The 15,383-nt window shown below is 74.1% G+C and carries 16 protein-coding genes and 2 pseudogenes; 11 read left to right on the top strand and 7 right to left on the bottom strand.

The genetic code is table 11. The annotated features are described in order from the left end of the window. Positions 1-20 precede the first annotated feature (20 nt). The 3 genes and pseudogenes from ACFZBP_RS08190 to ACFZBP_RS08180 all read right to left on the bottom strand — a co-directional run. Positions 21-482, bottom strand: coding sequence for an FxLYD domain-containing protein (locus tag ACFZBP_RS08190; RefSeq protein WP_383449788.1), 462 nt, complete (start codon positions 480-482; stop codon positions 21-23). 264 nt (positions 483-746) lie between these two features. Continuing rightward, complete coding sequence (locus ACFZBP_RS08185) at positions 747-1,115, bottom strand: DUF6479 family protein (RefSeq protein ID WP_391411056.1); 369 nt, start codon at positions 1,113-1,115, stop codon at positions 747-749. Between the two features lie 144 nt (positions 1,116-1,259). Further along, positions 1,260-1,352 (bottom strand): annotated as a pseudogene (locus tag ACFZBP_RS08180) (VOC family protein); the annotation flags it as partial. Positions 1,353-1,373: 21 nt separating this feature from the next. Here ACFZBP_RS08180 and ACFZBP_RS08175 point away from each other — a divergent pair. After that, a pseudogene (locus ACFZBP_RS08175) lies at positions 1,374-1,661 on the top strand (winged helix-turn-helix domain-containing protein); the annotation flags it as partial. Between the two features lies 1 nt (position 1,662). Here the strand turns inward: ACFZBP_RS08175 and ACFZBP_RS08170 are convergent. From ACFZBP_RS08170 to ACFZBP_RS08160, 3 genes are all read right to left on the bottom strand, one after another. Then, positions 1,663-2,466, bottom strand: coding sequence for a methyltransferase domain-containing protein (locus tag ACFZBP_RS08170; RefSeq protein ID WP_391411054.1), 804 nt, complete (start codon positions 2,464-2,466; stop codon positions 1,663-1,665). Positions 2,467-2,741: 275 nt separating this feature from the next. Continuing rightward, a complete protein-coding gene (locus ACFZBP_RS08165; RefSeq protein WP_391411052.1) occupies positions 2,742-3,338 on the bottom strand; it encodes a DUF305 domain-containing protein in 597 nt (198 codons plus the stop codon). An 87-nt stretch (positions 3,339-3,425) separates the two neighbouring features. Then, positions 3,426-3,866 carry a DUF6153 family protein gene (locus ACFZBP_RS08160; RefSeq protein WP_391411050.1) on the bottom strand — a complete coding sequence of 147 codons (441 nt, stop codon included), beginning with the start codon at positions 3,864-3,866 and terminating at the stop codon, positions 3,426-3,428. Between the two features lie 169 nt (positions 3,867-4,035). Here ACFZBP_RS08160 and ACFZBP_RS08155 point away from each other — a divergent pair, with 169 nt between their 5' ends. The 5 genes from ACFZBP_RS08155 (at position 4,036) to ACFZBP_RS08135 (ending at position 6,767) form a co-directional block, all read left to right on the top strand. Beyond that, positions 4,036-4,449 (top strand): sortase-dependent protein, encoded by a 414-nt coding sequence (locus tag ACFZBP_RS08155; protein ID WP_391411048.1) that lies wholly within the window; start codon positions 4,036-4,038, stop codon positions 4,447-4,449. A 56-nt stretch (positions 4,450-4,505) separates the two neighbouring features. Then, positions 4,506-5,108, top strand: a complete 603-nt coding sequence (locus ACFZBP_RS08150) for a class F sortase (RefSeq protein ID WP_391411608.1) — start codon at positions 4,506-4,508, stop codon at positions 5,106-5,108. 45 nt (positions 5,109-5,153) lie between these two features. Then, positions 5,154-5,645 carry an RNA polymerase sigma factor gene (locus tag ACFZBP_RS08145; RefSeq protein ID WP_383449794.1) on the top strand — a complete coding sequence of 164 codons (492 nt, stop codon included), beginning with the start codon at positions 5,154-5,156 and terminating at the stop codon, positions 5,643-5,645. Beyond that, positions 5,629-6,138 carry a hypothetical protein gene (locus tag ACFZBP_RS08140; RefSeq protein WP_391411045.1) on the top strand — a complete coding sequence of 170 codons (510 nt, stop codon included), beginning with the start codon at positions 5,629-5,631 and terminating at the stop codon, positions 6,136-6,138. The genes ACFZBP_RS08145 and ACFZBP_RS08140 overlap by 17 nt, the downstream gene beginning before the upstream one ends. 86 nt (positions 6,139-6,224) lie before the next feature. Next, positions 6,225-6,767, top strand: a complete 543-nt coding sequence (locus ACFZBP_RS08135) for a GNAT family N-acetyltransferase (protein WP_383449796.1) — start codon at positions 6,225-6,227, stop codon at positions 6,765-6,767. 22 nt (positions 6,768-6,789) lie between these two features. On the opposite strand, the gene ACFZBP_RS08130 is transcribed toward ACFZBP_RS08135, so the two are convergent. Next, entirely contained in the window at positions 6,790-7,755 is a 966-nt protein-coding gene (locus tag ACFZBP_RS08130; RefSeq protein ID WP_391411042.1) for an expansin EXLX1 family cellulose-binding protein, read from the bottom strand. Positions 7,756-7,991: 236 nt separating this feature from the next. Between ACFZBP_RS08130 and ACFZBP_RS08125 the strand changes: the two genes are divergently transcribed. The 5 genes from ACFZBP_RS08125 to ACFZBP_RS08105 all read left to right on the top strand — a co-directional run bounded on the left by ACFZBP_RS08125 (position 7,992) and on the right by ACFZBP_RS08105 (position 15,155). Further along, positions 7,992-9,437 (top strand): hypothetical protein, encoded by a 1,446-nt coding sequence (locus tag ACFZBP_RS08125; protein WP_391411040.1) that lies wholly within the window; start codon positions 7,992-7,994, stop codon positions 9,435-9,437. Between the two features lie 56 nt (positions 9,438-9,493). Continuing rightward, positions 9,494-10,753: an AAA family ATPase gene (locus ACFZBP_RS08120; protein WP_391411038.1), complete on the top strand. Its 1,260-nt coding sequence runs from the start codon at positions 9,494-9,496 to the stop codon at positions 10,751-10,753. Next, the gene (locus tag ACFZBP_RS08115) at positions 10,750-12,048 is read left to right on the top strand and encodes a VWA-like domain-containing protein (RefSeq protein WP_391411036.1); all 1,299 of its coding nucleotides are present in this window, start codon (positions 10,750-10,752) and stop codon (positions 12,046-12,048) included. The genes ACFZBP_RS08120 and ACFZBP_RS08115 overlap by 4 nt, the downstream gene beginning before the upstream one ends. 112 nt (positions 12,049-12,160) lie before the next feature. Next, the gene (locus ACFZBP_RS08110; RefSeq protein ID WP_391411034.1) at positions 12,161-12,700 is read left to right on the top strand and encodes a signal peptide protein; all 540 of its coding nucleotides are present in this window, start codon (positions 12,161-12,163) and stop codon (positions 12,698-12,700) included. 196 nt (positions 12,701-12,896) lie between these two features. Further along, positions 12,897-15,155 carry an MMPL family transporter gene (locus tag ACFZBP_RS08105; protein ID WP_391411032.1) on the top strand — a complete coding sequence of 753 codons (2,259 nt, stop codon included), beginning with the start codon at positions 12,897-12,899 and terminating at the stop codon, positions 15,153-15,155. Positions 15,156-15,383: the final 228 nt, after the last annotated feature.

Genomic DNA, 15,383 nt, shown 5'->3' with positions numbered 1-15,383 from the left:
GTGGGCAGGGGGGCGGCTGGTCAGTAGCGCAGCGCCCTCGCCACCTCGGCCTTCACGTCCCCGCTCAGGTCGTGCGTGCTGCGCACCGTGCCGGTCGCCGTCCCGCCCGCCGCCACGTCCGACAAGGTCACCACGTTGGCGTCCAGCAGATCGCCGTTCCCGTCGCGGAAGTTGACCTGTACGGCGAACGACTTCTTCGAGCCGGTCGTGTTCTCCACCGTGACCTCGACGGTCGTACGGCCGTCCGAGTCGGTCGTCGGATCGCCCAGCCGTACCGAGCTCTTGGCGTCGACGCCGCCCTTGATGTCGTCCAACTGGCGTCCGGCCTCCGCGGTCGCCGAGGCGAAGGCGGACGCCGCCTCGCTGGCCACCGAGGAGGGCGTGTCGTCCTCGGAGCAGGAGGTCAGGGTGAGGGCGACGGTCACGGCGGCGGTCGTCGCGAGCGTCGCGGTGGTCGTCCACCGCGTCCGGTGACGGGGCATGGCGCCTCCAGGGGGTTCGTTCGGTCCGGCTCCCCCCGGTGAGATTCATGAAGAGACACGAAGAGACACGAAGAGTCACAGTCGCGGCGGCGCCAACGCCTCATCGCGCGGTACCGCCTCAGCAGCTCGCCGACCCGTGCCGGGTCCTTCCCCTGCTCGATCCGCCCCCTGCCCGGACCCGTATGCGCACCGCACGTCGCACGGCCCCGGGCAGGACGGCATCGGACAGCCGCTCCCGTCGCCCGATCTCCGGGTCGGCGCGGCTCACCCGTGGCCCAGGCCGCCCCCACCGAAGGAACCGCTCTTTCCGGGCAGCCACCGCTTGCGGTGCTGGTCCTCGCTGCGCCTGCTGCCCGCGTGGTGCAACTCGTGCGGCAGGAGCCGTTCCCTGCCCGACGCGTGCGGCACTTCGTCCGGCTCCCTGAGCTCACGCTCCTCGTGGACCGGGCCGGTTTCGGGCAGATGCGGCTGCTCGTCGGGCGTCGGCCGAGGCAGCTCTCGATCACGGACCCGCATGCCGAGCTGCACGGCCCAGACCAGTGCCCCGGCGATGAACAGACCACCCGCGAAGGCGGCGATCACGTTGAGTACCTCACTCGACGTGGCCGCAACAACAAACGTCGCTGTACTCATGCCCCAATTATCACCGAAAGGCCCGAATAAGCTCCCGCAGGAACGCCCGGAACCACCCGCACCGCTTGTTCTCACGGGTCTACGCGCGTTCGCCGGGCGCCCGGCCTCCGGCCCTCCGACCCCCGCCCCCGGAACCTCCGCCCCTCACTCGCCCCCGTCCTCATCGCCCAGCTCGGTGAAAAGCGTCAGCTGCAGGGCGCCCGGGGCTTGGAGGCGGGAGTTGAGGGAGTTCCACGGGGGGAGGCGTCCCTGCCCCGCTACGGCGACCTGGTCCTGGACGACGCCACCTGCCAGGCCCGGCGCGGCGCCCGCCCGCTCGACCTCACCCCGGCCGAGTACCGCCTGCTGCGCCAACTGCTGGTGCACGCCGGGTGCGTGCTGTCGAAGGAGCAGATCAGCGGGCATGTCTGGGGGGACTTCCGGGCGAACGAGGCGATCGAGAAGCTCGTCTCGCGGTTGCGCCGCAAGGTGGACGGCGACCCCGGGGAACCGGCCCTGATCCATACGCGCCGAGGCTTCGGGTACTGGCTCGGCGGCGCCGGCTGACCTACGGACGTACTCCCCGCACCGCCCAGGCCCGTGCCGTGAGCGGGACCGAGCCGTCCGGCGCGACGGGGACCCGCGCGCGCAGGCCCTCGCGCAGTCGGTCGCGGGCGGCCGGGGCGAGGGAGGCGACGTAGCCCGGGGCGGGGCCCTGGCCGGACAGGAACGGGTCCCACAGGTCGGCGAAGTCGGCGAAGACCGTGGGCACCTCGATCGGGGTCGTGGACACGTCGGCGAGTCCCGCGTCCGTCCACAGGCTGTGGAGCGGGCCGGGGCGGCAGTCCCGGAAGCGGCGGCCCTCGTCCAGCGCGGCGGCGGCCGGGTCGGCCTCGGCGGCAGCGGCCCAGAAGTGTCTGAGGAGGTCCATGCCGTCGCCGTAGTCCCAGACGTACGCGGCGATCATGCCGCCGGTGCGGACGGAGCGGGTCAACTCCCTTACCGCGAAGGCTGGTTCGGGCAGGAAGTTCAGCATCAGGCCGCTGACCGCCACGTCGAAGGCGGCGTCGCGGAACGGCAGCGCGAGGGCGTCCGCGACGAGGTGGCGCGGCGCACCGGCGATGCCGGAAGCTCGCGCGGCCGCGTTCACGAACCCCTCGGAGCGATCGCACCCCACCACCTCCCGGGGCCGGCACCCGGCCGCCACCGCCGCCGACAGGACCCCAGTGCCGCACCCCACGTCCAGCCAGCGCAGCCCGTCCCCGCGGTCCAGCCACACGAGGAACTCCCGCGCGACGCTTCGGCTCCACCGACCCATGTACCGCTCGTAGGCGGCCCCCGAGTCCCACACGTCGAACCGCTGCTCTGCCATGTCCGCAACGATCCTCCGTGCGGCCGGTGTCCGTCCAACGGGAGGGGCGGTCGTGACGGCTGCGGGCGCGTGGGGGCTGGTCGCGCAGTTCCCCGCGCCCCTGAAAGAAGGGCGTGCGGTGAGCGCCCCTCAAGGGGCGCGGGGAACGGCGCGAGCAACCACCACCGACCCGACTCACGCACTGGCGGTGAGCGGGAGTCCCGCGACACCGACCCGTGCCCGCCCGGCCCGTCCCGTGATCGGGATCGTGGGCCGGGCGGGCCTGAGGCATCGCGTCAGCTCCGGTTCTTGCCGAGCAGCTTGTTCATCTCCTCGATCTCGGCGCTCTGGGCGGTGACGACGTCGTCGGCCAGCTCGGTCGCGGGGCGGTAGCGGCCCTTCGACTTCTCGGCCTCGGCCATCTCCACCGCGCCTTCGTGGTGCTCGACCATGAGGGTGAGGAAGAGGGTGTCGAAGGTCGTGCCGGAGGCCTTGGACAGCTTGTCCATGTCCTCCTGGTCCATCATCCCGGCCATTGCGGAGTGACCGGAGTGGTCCATGCCGGGCGCGGCCGACGGCACGTCCTCGCCCCACGACTTCAGCCACCCGGTCATCTTCGTGATCTCCGGGTCCTGGGCCTTCTCGATGCGTGCGGCGAGGTCCTTGACCTGAGCCGAGGAGGCGCGGCCGGCGGCCAGTTCCGCCATCTGGAGGGCCTGCTGGTGGTGGGGGATCATGCCCTGCGCGAAGGAGACGTCCTGGGCGTTGTGCTCCTTCGGCGCGGCGGCCGGGGACTCGTCACCGCCGCATGCGGTGAGGACGAGGGCGGCGGTGACGGCCGTCGCGGCCAGGGCGGCGCGACGGGTCAGGGCACGGGAACTGGTACGGGTCATGGTGAGAACTCCTGCGAGTACGTGAGGTAGGGCATGGCTGAGTGCCGTACGCCCGCAGGTGACGGGGGCGGACGGCTCGGCCTTGTCCTAGGTCCGCAGGATCTGCAGTTCGGCCAGTGAGGGAGGCGCGCGCCCGCCCTCGGTCGCGGCCGTCACGGAACGGCGGTCGAGGTCGCCGGCGATCGCCGCGCCGGCCGGATCGAGGGCCAGGGCGGGCAGGACGGGGCCCGCGCCGACGGCGCTGGAGGCGCAGGTCGGGTCGGCGTGCTGGGCGTGGCCGCCGCCGCCCGGGGCGGAGCCGTGGCAGACGGATTCGTCGGTCATGGCCGACGCATGGCCGCCCATGACGGGCGCGGGCGCGTGATGCGGTGTGGTCCGAGAGGCGTGCGAGCCGGCCGCGACCGCGTTGCCGGGCGCGAGCGCGTGCATCCCGAACAGTCCGGCGAGCAGCCCGAGCAGCAGAAGCGCGCGCCACGGTCCCGCCATCGGGAGCCGCGGCGCACGGTCGTGCTGTGCACGGGCTGTCACGCCCTCATCGTACGGAGGCCGGGCCGGGCCGGTTCACCACCCCGGCCTCCGGACGACTTTGCCATCTCTTTACAACCCGCCCCGCCCCCGCGTCGTCTCTCCGCTCGACCCGTCACCCAGTCCGCCCGGTACGGCAGTGCCGCGCGGACCGACGAAAGAGAGCTCATCGATGCGCCGTAGCGTCCTCAGCGCCCTGGCCCTGACCTGCACAGCCCTGTTCGCGACCGCCGCGCCCGCGGTCGCCCACAGCAGCACCTCGCCGACCCCGGTCCCCAGCCCGACGGCCACGGTCCCCTCGGAGACGGCCGTCCCGACGCCGAGCGCGGAGCCGACCCGTCCGCCGACCGCCGTCCCGTCCAGCCCGTCGGAGACCTCGGTGCCCTCGGCCGAACCGACCCGGGCGCCCGGAGGCGGCCAGGTCTCCGTGGTGCCGTCCGGAGCGCCCGACACCGGTGAGGCGGCGGGCACTTCGGGCTCCGGCAACGAGCGCGCCGGGCTGTTCGGCGCGGGCGCGGCGGCGGTGCTGGTCGCCGGGGGCGCGACGGCCTTCGTCGTACGGCGTCGGCGGGCGACCGGGGCGTGACCCCGCCGGTGACGGGCCCGCGGCCCCTGTCCAGGCGGGCGTTCGCCACGGCGGCGATGGCGTCGCTGCTGGTGGGCTGCGCCGGCCAGGGAGCGGAGCAGCAGGGCGCGACCGCGAGTTCGCGGCGGCGCGGAGACACGGGCGACGGGGCCGGTGCGGACCGCACGCCCGCGCCGTCGGCGAACTCGGCGCGGGCGCTGGGCCGTTCGGCCCCCGTACGGTTGCGGATCCCGGCGATCGAGGTCGACACCCCGGTCATCCGGCTGGGGCTGGCGAAGGACGGCACGGTCGAGGTGCCGCCGATCACGGCCGACGACCGGGCGGGCTGGTACCTGCACTCGCCGACGCCGGGCCAGGTCGGCCCGTCGGTGATCCTCGGACATGTCACGGTCGGCGCGTACGGGGACGGGGTCTTCCGCGACCTGGGCCGGCTGCGCCGGGGTGACAGGATCGTGGCGGGCAGGAAGGACGGCAGCTCGGCGGAGTTCACGGTCAGTGCCGTACGGACCGTCGCCAAGGCCGACTTCCCGGCGGACGACGTCTACGGCGACGTGGACCGTCCGGAGCTGCGGCTGATCACGTGCGGAGGGCCGCGGGAGGGCGAGGAGTACCGGGACAACGTGATCGTGTTCGCGAAGCTGAGCGCCACGTCGTCGTGAGCACCCGGTGTCCGTCCACCTGACCATGGAGAGCGTTGGAGAGCGTTGAAACGGTCCCGAGACAACGCGGCGTCCGAGCTGTTCGCCGCCCTCTACCCGCGCCTGGCCGGCTGGTGCCGCCGTCTCGTCGACGACGACGAGACGGCCCACGAGATCGCCGCCGAGGCCTTCACCCGGCTCTGGGCCCGCTGGAGCCGGGTGGAGGAGCCCCGTGGGTTCCTCTACGTCACGGCGGCCAACCTGGTCCGGGACCACTGGCGCAAACTGGAGCGCGAACGGCGGGCGGTGCGCCGGGCCTCCACGGAGGCGGCTCTCAACCCCCACACCGAGCAGGCGGACCCGTCCGTACGCCTGCTGGTCCAGTCCCTGCCCGAACGCCTCCGTACCCCGATCCTCCTCCACTACTACGCTGACATGCCGATCCGGGAGGTGTCCGTGCTGACCGGACGTAAGGAAGGAACCGTCAAGGCCGACCTCCACGCGGCCCGCGAACTGCTCCGCGTCCACCTGAGGAGAAGCCTTGACCACACGCTTTGACGACGGAGCGGACGACCCGGAGCTCGCCCCCGACGACCCCCTCGCGGTGATCCTCGCCCCCTCCTCGGACTACCTCGCCCCACCCCCCGGCAGCTACGAGACGATCCGCCGCAGGGCGACCCGCCGACGCCTGGTCCGTACGGCGATCGGCGCGGGCGCGACCTGCGCCGTGGCCCTCCTGGTGGCCCTGCCGCTCAACCTGGGCACGTCCGACGGCCCCCCGGCCCCCGCACCCCCGCTCGCCCCGCCCCCGGTGACCGACCGCACCACACCCCCCTCCCCGTCGGCGGTCCCGAGCCCCTCGGCGTCCTCGCCCCGAACCGCCCCGCCGACCCCGACCGTTCCCCCACGGGCCTCGACCGCCGAACCCACGCAGACCTCCGGCATCACCGCTTCCCGGACTCCCGACAGCCCGGCGGTACCGACCGCCGCGCCGTCGGCGACCCCGACGAGGGAAGTCACGCCGAGCGAGACGGGCGCGGCCCGGCCGTAGCGTCGCACTGAGTCCGGCGGGCCCCGGCCATGTGTCTGCCGACTATTCGTTTGCCGCGGGTGGGCCCGGTCGGATAGGAAGCCCGCATGCTGAAGGGCGAGAAGGTCGGGCTGAGGGCCCGGCACGAGGACGACATACCGGTCCTGCGGGCCGAGCTCTACGACGACGTGGTCAACGCCTCGCGGGCCGAAGGCGGCCCGTGGCGGCCGATCACGCCCGGCTCCAAGGACCCGCGGCTCGTGGTGGACGACACCAAGGAGACGTCCGTCCCCTTCTCCGTGGTGGAGCTGGCCGGCGGCACCCTGGTCGGCACGGCGACGCTCTGGGGCATCGACCTGCACAACCGGTGCGCGCACATCGGGCTGGGCCTGCTGCCGTCCTCGCGCGGCAAGGGCTACGGCACCGACGTCGTCGCGGTGCTGTGCCACTACGGGTTCGTCGTGCGCGGCCTCCAGCGGCTCCAGATCGAGACGCTCGCGGACAACACCGCGATGGTGCGCTCCGCCGAGCGCAACGGCTTCGTCCGCGAGGGTGTCCTGCGCTCCTCGGCCTGGGTGATGGGCGAGTTCCTGGACGAGGTCCTGCTCGGACTGCTCGCCCAGGACTACCCGGTGGGGAAGCGGGCCTAGGCGCCCGGGCGCCGGCCGACCGTCAGCGCGCCGCGAACTGGACCCGCGTCGGCTGCACGACGTCCGGGCGTATCGAGATCCCCTCCACCGTGAGCGTCTCCCCGTAGATGTCCGTGATCCTGATCGCGCCCCCGCACCCGCTGCCCTGCTCGGAGAGGAAGTAGTTGTAGGCGGTGCGCGGCAGTCGGCGCCACGCGCCGCCCGCGTCACGGACCTCCAGCCGGGCCAGCGGGTTGCGGTGGTCCAGCGCCTGGATGCCGCACCAGTGGACGCTGGAGCCGGTCTTGTAGCGGATCCCGACCTTGGCGGACGTGTCGGAGCTCAGCAGGCTCCAGGTGACCGGTATCCGGCCGGCCGAAGGTGCCGCGAGCTTGGCGAACGCCTGGGCGCTGAGGTCGAGTTGCCCGGGGGCGCAGGGCAGCGGGCACTCGTTGGTGATCCGGACGGTGACCGAGGCGCCGTTCGCCGCGCGGACCAGGACGTGCGCCCCGCAGGCCTTGGCCGTCTCGTAGTCGGCGTGGTTCATCGCCGCCGTCATGACGTCGGCGGTGGGGCCGTACAGACAGGCGCCGTCGCCGTTGCCGATGTCGTAGAAGGTGGCGACCCCTTCGTAGTCGGTACCGGGGCGGATACGGCCCGCCAGAGGGGCCGAGCCCGAAGCGCGGTGCGGGGTGGTGCCCTTGGCCGCCGAGTCCGCCGGCGCGGAGGTGGGTGTGCGGGGCGGCGGGGTGGTCCTCTCGGCGTCGGCCGTCGGGGACGCCTTGGACGGTTTCGGCTTGGGGGTCGGGCTCGGGCTCGGTGTGGTCCGCGGTGCCGCCGAACGGCTGTCGGCGGTGGGCGTGGTCGTGGTGTGACCGGCCGTTGACGTGCCGTCGGGGCGCAGCGCCATGAGGAGGGACGCGGCGAGGGCGACGGCCGCCACGACCACCGCCGGGACGAGGGCGCCGCGCCACTTGCTGGGGGACCGGCGGTGGGAAGGGGATGCCACGGGGAAGTCCTTACGGGGAGGGAGTCGTCCGTGTGTCAGTGGTCGCCGGGGGCCGAAAGGTTGCCGGGCCGGCTGACAGGCTGCCGGGGACTCCGAAAGGCTGCCGGGTTCGGGGCGTCGCTGCCCCCGGAACGGAAAATCCCTCGCGTCCCGGCGCGCGCGGCGTTACGCTCGCCCGCGATGACGACTCATTCTGTTGCCAGATTGGGGGTCCCGTCCGCGCAAGGTGAGTGCTGATGGGCACTCAGATCGCGAACGGGGATTCCCGGCCCTTCCGGTTCTCCCGGTCCTCGGGGCCTTCCGGACCTTCCGGGCCTGCCGAGCTTTCCTTCTGGCCGCGCGTGCGCGAGTTCGCCGTGCCGGCCCCCATGATCGAGACCGCCACCGCCCGTCGGCTGGCGGGCGACTGGGCGGGAGCGTGCGCCGCCGCCGCTGTCGATGTCGATCTCAACCTGCGTGCCGTCGCGCGCGATCACGGCCGGGACCTCGCCGCCCGTGTCCGGGACGACCTACGGCACCTCGCCCCCGACCTGCTGCGCTGGCACCTGCCGAGGATCGCCCCCGACGGCCTGCTCCGGCCGGGGCTGACTCTGGCTCTCGCCCGGTACGGCGGCGGGGCGGGGGACGCCGGACGCGTGGTGCACCTCGTGGTGCGCACCGCGCCGGCGTGGGCGGACGCCGGGCAGCGGATCAGCCTCGCCCTGTGGGACGGGGGCGGCTCCCGGGGCGCGTCCCCGCAGCCACCCCCGCACGGCCCGCATCCGCATCCCCACCCTCGCCCCAGTCGCAGGTTCCGGCTCGATCTGCACCGGCACCTGTGGGACGCGCGCAGAGCCGGTGAGCTGCGGATCCGGGCCGGGGACGGGCTGGACACGGGGCTGGTCGGGGCCGTGCCCTCGGACGGGCGCCGCTGTGCCGTCGACCGGTGGGCCGACGAGGCGCGGCTGCTGCTGCGCGCCGAGGGGCGGCCGGTCGGGCCCGTGCTCGTGCGGTTGGGCGGCCGGCACCGGCTGGTTCTGGAGGGGCTCGCGGAGGAGGGCGTACCGCGGGTCGTGGCCGCCGCGAAGGGGCGTACGTCCGCGCTGCCGGTGCTGCCCGACGCCGCGACCTGGGTCCTGCCCGACCTGGAGTTGCTGCGGGCCGGTGCCGTCGAGCCCGGGCGCCTCCATCCGCTGGTCGCCTCCGCCCTCGTACCGGAAACGGACCCGCGCCCGGCACCCGCGCCGACCGAACCACCAGGACGGCCGCGTGCCGTGGACTGCCGGGGCGCCCGGCACCGGATCGGTCTGGTCGACGGCGTACTGGCTCCCCTGGACCACGACCCCGCCGAGATCCGGCGCGAGGAACTGCTCGCCGCCCTGACCGGCACACCCCTGCCCTGCCTCCAGGCCATCGACGAGGCGCACCGGCATCCGGAGTGCCTGCCCGACGTACGTGAGCGGCTCGACCACGGCGACATCGCCGGAGCGCTGGCCGTCGTCGAGGGGCTGCTGGGCCCCGCGGCGGTGCTGCGGGACGGTGCGCTGCGGGAGGAGCTGGCGGCGGCCGCACGGCGGCGCATCACGTACGGGCTGTTCAGGGCGGGGTTGATCGGGCCCGGGCCGGCACGGGTCCGCTACGACGAGCGCGGCCGGCCGCCCCGCCTTCAGCGCACGCACGCCCGGCACGCGACCCGGCCCTGACCTGCGTCCACGCGCCACCCCTTCTTTCCCTTCACGACCTCCCAAAGGTGACCCATATGCCCACGCGCGCCCAGTCCTCCTCTCCCTCGGCCCTCTCCTCTGTCTCCCAACTCGACGTAGCTGCCGATCTGTTGGCCCTCCTCCGCGACACCACCACCGAACCCCGGCCCGACGAACAGCTGGAGGCCCTCACCCTGGCCGTGGCCGCCGATCTGCCCGTGCTGCTGTGGGGTGAGCCGGGGATCGGCAAGACCGCGGCGCTCACCCAGCTCGCCGCGGCCCTGGAACTTCCGCTCACCACCGTGATCGCGAGCGTGCACGAGCCGTCCGACTTCTCCGGGCTGCCCGTCGTCGGGGACGACCCGGCGGAACAGGGCGTTCCCATGGCCCCGCCGGACTGGGCCGTACGGCTGGTGAAGGCCGGGCGGGGGCTGCTGTTCCTGGACGAGTTGTCGACCGCGCCGCCGGCGGTGCAGGCCGCGCTGCTGCGGCTCGTGCTGGAGCGGAGGATCGGCGCGTTGCGGCTGCCGCCGGGGGTGCGGATCGTGGCCGCCGCCAATCCGCGCTCCTCGGCGGCCGACGGGTGGGAGCTGAGCGCGCCGCTGGCCAACCGGTTCGTGCACCTTCAGTGGACGCACGACCACGAGGTCGTCGTACGGGGACTCGGCGGGACCTGGCCCCGGGCCACCCTGCCGCGGCTCGATCCGGAGAAGCTGGCGGGGGCGGTCGAGTTCGCTCGGCGCGCCGTCGGCGGACTGCTCTCGGGGCGGCCGGGGCTGGTGCACCGGCTGCCCAGCAGCGAGACCCGGCGGGGCGGACCGTGGCCCTCGCCGCGCAGTTGGGAGATGACGCAGTGTCTGGTCGCGTTCGCCACGGCGGCCGGGGCCTCCCGGGAGGTTCTCTCCCTGCTGGTGCGCGGCACGGTCGGGGACGGGCCGGGGCTGGAGCTGCTGGCGAGCGTGGACCGGATGGACCTGCCGGATCCGGAACTGCTGCTCGCCGATCCGTCGGCCGCCGAGCTGCCCGAGCGGGGGGACCTGCGGCAGGCCGCGCTGGACGGTGTGGTGGAGGCGGTGCGGGCCCGTCCGGACCGGGCCCGTTGGGACGCGGCGTGGGCGCTGCTCGTGCGGGCGGTGGAGACCGGGGCGCCGGACCTGGTCGTCGTCCCGGCGACCACGCTCGCCTCCCTGCGCCGGGAGGACTGGGACGTACCGGCGTCCATCGAGCAACTCGCCGGAGTGGTCTCCCTGTCCCGACGGGCGGACCACGCGGCGGCCCGGACGGCCACGGCGGCGGCGAAGGCGGGGCGGCGATGAACGGGGAGGAGGTGGGGCCGGTGCGGGAGACGTCCCGGGCTCCGGAGCCGAGGCCGGCCCGGGACACCTCCGCCCCCCTGGACCGCGACAAGCTCTTCGCCGCCCGGCTGCACGCCGCCCGCGTCCGCCCCTATCTCGCGACCGCCCTGTTCGCGCTGCACGTCGTCGAGTCGCGGCGGGTGCCGACGATGGCCGTCGACCGGCACTGGCGGTGCTATGTGTCGCCGGGGTTCGTGGCGCGGACGCCGGTGGAGGAGCTGGCCGGGGTGTGGGTGCACGAGGTGTCGCATCTGCTGCGGGACCACCACGGGCGCGGCGACCGGGTGGCGCGGGAGCGCGGGTTGAGCGGACCGGGGGAGCGGCTGCGGATGAACATCGCCGCGGACTGCGAGATCAACGACGACGTGTACGGGGACGGCCTGGCCCGGCCCGAGGGGGCCGTCGAGCCGGCGATGCTGCGGCTGCCCGAGGGCGAGCTCATGGAGGACTATCTGCGCCAGTTCCGGCTGGGGCCGCGGACCCAGGACCTGGCCTGGCTGGACTGCGGCAGCGGCGCCGACGGGCTGGAACGGGAGTGGGACCTGGGGGCGGACGGCGCGCACGGACTCAGCGCGCAGGAACGGGACGCGGTCCGCTTCCGGGTCGCACAGGGCATCACCGGGCGTCCGGGCAGCGCCTCGCAGGGCTGGCAGCGGTGGGCGGAGGAGGCGTTCCACCCGCCGCAGCCCTGGCGGGAGTTGCTGGGCGCCGCCGTGCGGTCGGCCGCCTCGGGGCCCGGTGCCGGCGAGGACTACACGTACGGCCGTCCGTCGCGCCGCGCCGCCTCCGTGCCCGGCGCCGTCCTGCCGAGCCTGCGCCGCCGCCCGCCCCGCGTCTGCGTCGTCATCGACACCTCCGGCTCGGTCAGCGACGCCGAACTGGGCAGCGCGCTCCTGGAGGTCGCCGCGATCTCCCGAGCCGTCGGCGGACGCCGGGACCTGGTCAGCGTGGTGCCGTGCGACGCGGCGGCCGCGGGCGTGCACCGGGTGTGCCGCGCCGAGGGGATTCCGCTGGTCGGAGGCGGGGGTACGGATCTGCGCGCGGGCTTCGCCAGGGCGCTGCGGGCACGGCCCCGCCCGGACGTCGTCGTGGTCCTGACGGACGGTCAGACGCCGTGGCCGAGCGAACGGCCGCCGTGCCGGACGGTGGTGGGGCTGTTCCCGCGACCGCACACGTACCGGCCCTACGACGAGGACGATCCCGAGTACGTGCCGGACCAACCGCCCGCGTGGGCGCGGGTGGTCGACATCGGGTAGGCCACCGGCAGCGGGCGGCAGAAAGGGCTTGCGTAACCTTGGTCGCGTCCCTGGCGGCAGCCATGGGCGGGGGGAACACCAGTCACCCGAGCGAATCCGAGGATCAGCGAACGTGTCGTTGAAGATCAGCCGTCCCGGGGTCGCGGCCCTGGCCCTCATGGCGGCGCTCATGGGCGCCGCCGCGGCAGGACCGGCCGCGGCGGCCACCACCCCGCAGACCAGCCCGCAGGCCACCTCGCAGACCAGCACCGCGACGTCGACGGCCCTGCCCGGCCAGACGCCCGCCATACCCACCGAGTTCGTCGACCTGTCCACCAGCGCCCTCGTCGCCGACGCCGCGAGCCACGAGGTCACCGTCACCTACCGCAACGACTCCTCGGCGGATCGGACGGTCGCCCCGCAGCTCCTCGTGGAGTCGCCGGACGGCGGACCGTTCCTGAAGCCGGCCGACGTCCGCGTCGAGCGGCGTACGGCCACCGGCTGCTGGGAGACCGTGGAACTCGGCACCCAGACCGGCACCCTGTACACCGACCTCGTCACCGCCCAGCGCACGCTGCACGCGGGCGACACCCTCACCGAGGTCTACCGGGTCACCGCCCTCAGCCCCGAGGTCGAGGGCACCGTGCACCCGAGGATCGCCCTCTACGGCTGACCTCCGGCCGCCAGGTGCGGCGGACGGGCGTCGTACGACCGGCGACCGCCGCACCTGGTCCCCTGGGTGGACCCCTGGCCCCGCCCGTACTGCGTTCTGAGTACCGGGGATTGTCGGCAGCCGCACGACGACACGGCACACCCGCTCCCGAGAGTCTGGGCAGACGTTCGAGTCCCAGATGTGGAGACCCCCTGCCGTGGCTACTTTCCTGTATCGAGTGGGCCGTCTGGCCTTCCGGCGACGCTGGTACGTCGCCCTGGTCTGGGCGGCCGTGCTGGCCGCCGTCGGACTCGGGGCGCTGAAGGCCCCGGGCGCGGCCGACGAGGAGTTCTCGATGCCGGGCATCGAGTCGCAGAAGGCGTTCGACCTGATGGAGGAGCGCTTCCCGGGCGCGAGCGCCGACGGCGCCACCGCGCGGGTCGTGTTCGTCGCGCCGGGCGGTGAGAAGGTGACCGCCACCGAGAACAGGAAGGCCGTCGAGGAGGCCGTGGCCGAACTGGGCCAGGGGTCGCAGGTCGCCACGGCCGCCGACCCGTTCCAGGCGCGGGCCGTCAGCGAGGACGGTACGACCGCGTACTCGACCGTCACCTACAAGGTCGGCGCCGGCGACCTCACCGACGCCAGCAAGACACATCTGACCGAGACCCTCGCGCAGGCCCGTGACTCCGGGCTGACCGTCGAGGCCGGTGGGACGGCCATGGACGGAGGTGGCGGCCCGGGCGGGGCGGCCGAGGTCATCGGCGTCGCCATCGCCGCCGTCGTCCTGCTCGTCACCTTCGGGTCCCTCGCCGCCGCCGGGCTGCCGCTGCTGACCGCGATCATCGGCGTCGGCGTCAGCATGGCCGCCATCCTGGCCCTGTCCTCCGCCCTCGGCCTGTCCACCACGACCGGCACGCTCGCCATGATGCTGGGCCTCGCCGTCGGCATCGACTACGCCCTGTTCGTCGTCTCCCGCTACCGGGAGGAGCGCGCCAAGGGCCGTACGCCGCAGGAGGCCACCGGGATGGCGGTCGGTACGGCCGGTTCCGCGGTCGTCTTCGCCGGGCTCACCGTCGTCATCGCGCTGGCCGGGCTCTCGGTCGTCGGCATTCCGATGCTCACCAAGATGGGGCTGGCCGCGGCCGGCGCGGTCGTCGTCGCCGTACTCATCGCGCTGACGCTCGTCCCGGCGTTCCTCGGCTTCTGGCCGAACGCCGTGCTGTCCAGGCGGGCCCGAAAGAGCGGCCGGGTGCAGGAGGAGGCCGCCGACAACGGCGGCACCCGCTGGGCGCGGTTCGTGCTGCGCCGCCCCCTGCCCGTGCTGCTGCTCGGCGTCGTCGGACTCGGGGCGCTCGCCGTGCCGATGACCGACCTTCAGCTGGGCATGCCCGGCGACGAGGCCAAGTCCACCTCCACCACCGAGCGACGGGCCTACGACGCGCTCGCCGACGCCTTCGGGCCGGGCTTCAACGGGCCGCTCACCGTCGTCGTGGACGCCAGGGGCGACGACGACGCCAAGGGTGCCGTCACCGCGATATCCGAGGAGATCGGCGGCACGAAGGGTGTCGTGTCCGTCTCCCCGGCCCGCTTCAACGAGGCCGGTGACACCGCCGTGTTCTCCGTCGTGCCGTCCACCGCGCCGACCGACGAGAAGACCAAGGGCCTGGTCACCACCATCCGGGGCGAGCGCGACGGCGTCGAGGCCGAGACCGGGGCGACCTTCGAGGTCACCGGCACGACCGCGATGAACATCGACATCTCCGACAAGGTGCAGGCCGCGCTGGTGCCGTATCTGATCGTCGTGGTCGGGCTGGCGATCGTCCTGCTGCTGGTGGTCTTCCGGTCGCTGCTCGTCCCGCTGAAGGCGGCCCTCGGCTTCCTGCTGTCGGTGCTCGCGTCCCTCGGCGCCGTGGTCGTGGTGTTCCAGCAGGGGCACGGCGCCGAACTGCTGGGCGTGGAGCAGACCGGGCCGATCATGAGCCTGATGCCGATCTTCCTGGTCGGCATCGTCTTCGGACTCGCCATGGACTACGAGGTCTTCCTCGTCTCCCGGATGCGCGAGTCGTACGTCCACGGCGAGTCGGCCCGCCAGGCGGTCACGTCCGGCTTCCGGCACAGCGCCCGGGTGGTCGTGGCCGCCGCCCTGATCATGATCGCAGTCTTCGCCGGGTTCATCGGCGAGAGCGACTCCATGATCAAGATGATCGGCTTCGGACTCGCCTCCGCCGTCCTGTTCGACGCCTTCGTCGTACGGATGGCGATCGTCCCGGCCGTACTCGCCCTGCTCGGCGACAAGGCCTGGTGGCTGCCGAAGTGGCTGGACCGGATCCTGCCCCGGGTGGACGTGGAGGGGGAGGCACTCAGCCGACGCTCCGAGCCGGCGGCCGGGGCGGATGTGGAGGCCGGGGCAGGGGCGGACGCGGGGCCCGGGGTGGACGCGGGCCGGGCGGCCGACCTGGACGTGGCGCGTACCTGAGCCGGACGGCCGGTCCTCACGGGCCGGTCGTCCCGCGTCCGGCGGGGACCGACCGCCCCGCCCCGGCGGGGACTGATCGCCCCGCCCCGGCGGGGACTGATCGCCCCGCCCCGGCGGGGACTGATCGCCCCGCCCCGGCGGGGACTGATCGCCCCGCCCCGGCGGGGACCGATCGGCCCCGCCCCCACGAGGACCGACCGCCCCGCACCGAAGGGGACTGATCGCCCC

This window comes from Streptomyces sp. NPDC008086 (genome assembly GCF_042957325.1).
In the GTDB taxonomy this organism is placed as follows: domain Bacteria; phylum Actinomycetota; class Actinomycetes; order Streptomycetales; family Streptomycetaceae; genus Streptomyces.
This window is presented reverse-complemented; position numbering and strand designations above follow the sequence as displayed.

What these genes read in the sequence shown, in the direction of transcription:
- ACFZBP_RS08190 (WP_383449788.1), bottom strand. Translation starts at nt 482, where the DNA reads ATGCCCCGTCACCGGACGCGGTGGACGACCACCGCGACGCTCGCGACG.
- ACFZBP_RS08185 (WP_391411056.1), bottom strand. Translation starts at nt 1,115, where the DNA reads ATGAGTACAGCGACGTTTGTTGTTGCGGCCACGTCGAGTGAGGTACTC.
- ACFZBP_RS08170 (WP_391411054.1), bottom strand. Translation starts at nt 2,466, where the DNA reads ATGGCAGAGCAGCGGTTCGACGTGTGGGACTCGGGGGCCGCCTACGAG.
- ACFZBP_RS08165 (WP_391411052.1), bottom strand. Translation starts at nt 3,338, where the DNA reads ATGACCCGTACCAGTTCCCGTGCCCTGACCCGTCGCGCCGCCCTGGCC.
- ACFZBP_RS08155 (WP_391411048.1), top strand. Translation starts at nt 4,036, where the DNA reads ATGCGCCGTAGCGTCCTCAGCGCCCTGGCCCTGACCTGCACAGCCCTG.
- ACFZBP_RS08150 (WP_391411608.1), top strand. Translation starts at nt 4,506, where the DNA reads ATGGCGTCGCTGCTGGTGGGCTGCGCCGGCCAGGGAGCGGAGCAGCAG.
- ACFZBP_RS08135 (WP_383449796.1), top strand. Translation starts at nt 6,225, where the DNA reads ATGCTGAAGGGCGAGAAGGTCGGGCTGAGGGCCCGGCACGAGGACGAC.
- ACFZBP_RS08125 (WP_391411040.1), top strand. Translation starts at nt 7,992, where the DNA reads ATGGGCACTCAGATCGCGAACGGGGATTCCCGGCCCTTCCGGTTCTCC.
- ACFZBP_RS08120 (WP_391411038.1), top strand. Translation starts at nt 9,494, where the DNA reads ATGCCCACGCGCGCCCAGTCCTCCTCTCCCTCGGCCCTCTCCTCTGTC.
- ACFZBP_RS08115 (WP_391411036.1), top strand. Translation starts at nt 10,750, where the DNA reads ATGAACGGGGAGGAGGTGGGGCCGGTGCGGGAGACGTCCCGGGCTCCG.